Genomic DNA, 3,535 nt, shown 5'->3' on the forward strand with positions numbered 1-3,535 from the left:
TTCCATTATTAGAACCAACTATTAATGTTAGTTTGTTCTATAGGTGATTCAAATATGATGTGAAGAGCCGTATGCCTTAATAGGGCAAGTACGGTTCCGTCGAGGAGCATGGGCGGTAACGCCTGTGTTTACTTAAGAGTAAAATATTAAGGCTTATTATTAATGTGAAACTAAATGAGGAGGTTATAACAGAATGGAGTTAAGACTAAAAGAATATGATTCAATGTCTTTCAGAACATATACGTCTAGAAGTGAATTAGAAAAAGCGATACACACTTTAGTAGGTATTATAAATGGAATTGTATCAGATGCTAAAATAGTTCAAGAAGAGATCGACGAACTAACACATTGGTGTAGTTTACATAGACATTTAATGAATAAGCATCCCTATAATGAATTTATTCCTTTGATTGAAGAATGCATAGAAGATAAGCAACTAACTTCTGAGGAAATTAAAGATATTTTATGGCTATGTAATAAGTTCAAAAATAAAAATGAGTATTATGATATAGTTACTACAGACATTCAAGTTTTACATGGCATTTTACATGGGATTTTAGCTGATGGAGAAATGACTGATTTAGAGATTATTAGTTTGAAGAAATGGCTTGAAGATAATGATCACCTTGTAAAAACGTATCCTTATGATGAGATATATAGCCTCTTAGTATCTGTATTAAAGGATGGCAAAATTGATTCATTAGAAAGAGATACGTTAAAGGTTTTTTTCAGTGAGTTGATTGATTTAACAACCTCATATAATTTAAACCAATTTGAGATTGATGAGCTTAAAAAAAGTATAAAGATAGAGGGTATATGTTCATTATGTCCTCAGATAGATTTGGAAGGTAGTATATTTTGCTTTACTGGCACCTCTGCGAAAACAACACGTTCTAAAATTTCTGATATAATATCATCATTTGGTGGCAAGTTCAGTAATTCAGTTACTAAAGTTACTGATTATTTAGTTGTAGGAGCTGACGGTAATCCATGTTGGGCTTTTGCTTGTTATGGAAGAAAAGTAGAAAAAGCTATCCAACTTAGAAAAGAGGGACATAAAATTATTTTGGTACATGAAAATGATTTCTGGGATTCAATTGAAGATTTGAAATAATGTGTTTGCTAAGCGCTCGATATTAATTCAAGATAATTATGATATAATAAGTATAGAAGGGGTGATGTATGATATGAGTAAATATTATTACCTAAAATATTATGATAAAACAGTTGCAGAAATTAATGTAGAGAATAAAACAATGGAAATAATAAATTTAGATTTGTTTTTTGATAGAAGAAATAAAAATATAATGAATTCGGCTCAGTTTGATAATTGGGTTAGAAATAGAATAAGACCAGTAAGTCAAGTTGGATTTAATTCATTTTTAGCATCATTAGATTTAAATGAAGATGAAGAAGACCTTTACTTTAAGGTGTTTGTAGCAACTAGAGGAATAAATATTAAAGATAAATTGTGGTTAGCATTTAATGAAGATGAGAGTTATGATGAATCTTCACCTTGGGCATCAATAATGATAGATGATGGTAAAGTAATAAATCATTCTTTTGATTTAATAAAATTAAATGCAACAAAGACAAAACTAAATATTGATGGAGCATGTAATAAAGACTTAGCGAGGATAAAAGGTAATTTATGTGTGGTTAAGGAAAGATTACAAACTAATTCATATGATAATGTCTCAGAAGAACTAGCTTATGAAATAGCAAATAGATTAGGTATAGAATGTTCTCCAGCTGGAGCATTGCCAAATGGTTTATGTTTCTCAGTAATAGATGAAACTAAAGACTTAAGTCCTGCTAATGTTTTAATTGGTTTAGACCAAGGAAGTTTTGAAGATTTTTATAAGTTGTTTTTAAAGATTCCATCTCCTAATAAAACTAAATTCGATGTATTGAGAATGGGATTATTTGATGTTATTACACGGCAGATGGATAGAAACTATACTAATTTTTCTTTTTATAAATCAAATGGAATTTTACAATTTTATAGGTTGTATGATAATGGGTTATCTTTATTTGCATCATCAAGGTATAAAGAAGATTTAGATTGTTCATTAGGTTATGGAGAAACTTTAGAAAGTAAACTAAGATTCATAGTACGTGAGTTAAAGAAATTAAATGTTGAATTTATATTTTATGATAGATTAGATAAAGACTTTTTAGAGAAGATTAGTCAAAGTTATTCAGAGTATATAAAATCTACAAATGGCAATAACATAACAAATGTGATTGACTGGGTATTAAAACAACAAACACACGTTGAAAAATTGCTTAACTCAAATAATATTAAATTTAAACAATAGTAAGAAACTACAATAATAAAGGTAACAGCAAAAGTTTATTTTATAGAGGAATCTATGGGGTAGGCTTTTTCTAATTGGTTTAACAAATAACCAGTATTTATTTATAAAAATGTTATTAATATAGAGGTATGTGGTAATTAATGTAGAACCTGTCATTAGGCAGCATTTAAAGACAGGACAAATGTTTATAAAACATTTACTATAGTAATAGAGAGGAGTGGGATTATGGATTGGCTTGATTCAATGAACAACGCACTCGAATATCTAGAGGCTCACATTACTGAAAAACTTGATATTGAGAAGGTGGCAAACTATCCTTTCATATTTCAATAAAAGGAGAAAAAGATATGAATTATAAGATTGTTGACAAAGAAAGCTTTAAAGTAGTAGGTAAACAAACAAAAATAACTACTACCTGAAGCGTTGCAAGATATTACTCGAAGGATATTTTCAGAGTGGATGCCCTCAACAGGATATCAGCATGAATGCGCACCGGAGCTTGAAATTTATCCAGCAGGTGATATACACTCTTCTGATTACAGATGTGAGGTTTGGATTCCTATTAAGAAGTAAAAGGATGAAAATAACAAAGGGATGGTTAAATGCTTTAGATTAACTCTAAAACAATTGACCATCTCTTTCTTTAGTTTGTTAATTTAATGCAAATGATGATAATTGTATTAAATCTCAATAGAAAAATGTTATAATAAAAGATACAAATTGTTTGTATAGTGCAAAAACTAATAAATATAAGTAATAAAGGAGTGCGTTAGTTTGGAAAGTAATAGTTTGATAAAAAGCAGATCTACCTTTATAGGAAAGACTTTATGTCTAATGGCAGTTGGACTACTAATAACATTTATAGTTGGTCTGTTTATGAGTAACTATATAATGAATGTACCTACAACAGTAATTTATGGGGCTATGATTCTGGAACTGGTTATGGTTTTAACATTAGTTAAGAGAGTTGCTAAAATGTCTACTGCATCAGCAATATTTTGGTTCTTGGTTTATTCAGCAGTAAATGGTGTAACATTGAGTATAGTTTTTTTAATTGCAAATCAAGGGCAATTAATTACTGTGTTTGCTCTAACTTCATTAATGTTTTTAAGTAGTGGAATGGTAGGGATAACAACAAAGAAAGACTTAAGTGCAATAGGTCAATTTGCCATGATGTTTGTAATAGGTTTAATTTTACTTACTATTATGCAAAT

General features: G+C 29.3%; 4 protein-coding genes. All 4 read left to right on the forward strand.

Features of this window, described 5'->3' with window-relative positions; all coding sequences use genetic code 11:
* Positions 1–193 precede the first annotated feature (193 nt).
* Positions 194–1,114 carry a BRCT domain-containing protein gene (locus tag VIM70_RS12000; RefSeq protein ID WP_331946001.1) on the forward strand — a complete coding sequence of 307 codons (921 nt, stop codon included), beginning with the start codon at positions 194–196 and terminating at the stop codon, positions 1,112–1,114.
* 73 nt (positions 1,115–1,187) lie between these two features.
* Positions 1,188–2,321, forward strand: coding sequence for a hypothetical protein (locus tag VIM70_RS12005; RefSeq protein WP_331946002.1), 1,134 nt, complete (start codon positions 1,188–1,190; stop codon positions 2,319–2,321).
* Positions 2,322–2,780: 459 nt separating this feature from the next.
* Positions 2,781–2,894, forward strand: coding sequence for a hypothetical protein (locus VIM70_RS23440; RefSeq protein ID WP_414648712.1), 114 nt, complete (start codon positions 2,781–2,783; stop codon positions 2,892–2,894).
* A 201-nt stretch (positions 2,895–3,095) separates the two neighbouring features.
* Positions 3,096–3,535, forward strand: a 440-nt coding sequence (locus VIM70_RS12015) for a Bax inhibitor-1 family protein (RefSeq protein WP_331946003.1), incomplete at its 3' end; no start/stop codon positions are given.

Source organism: Clostridium sp. (assembly GCF_036569345.1).
Taxonomy (GTDB): Bacteria; Bacillota; Clostridia; order Clostridiales; family Clostridiaceae; genus Clostridium_AD.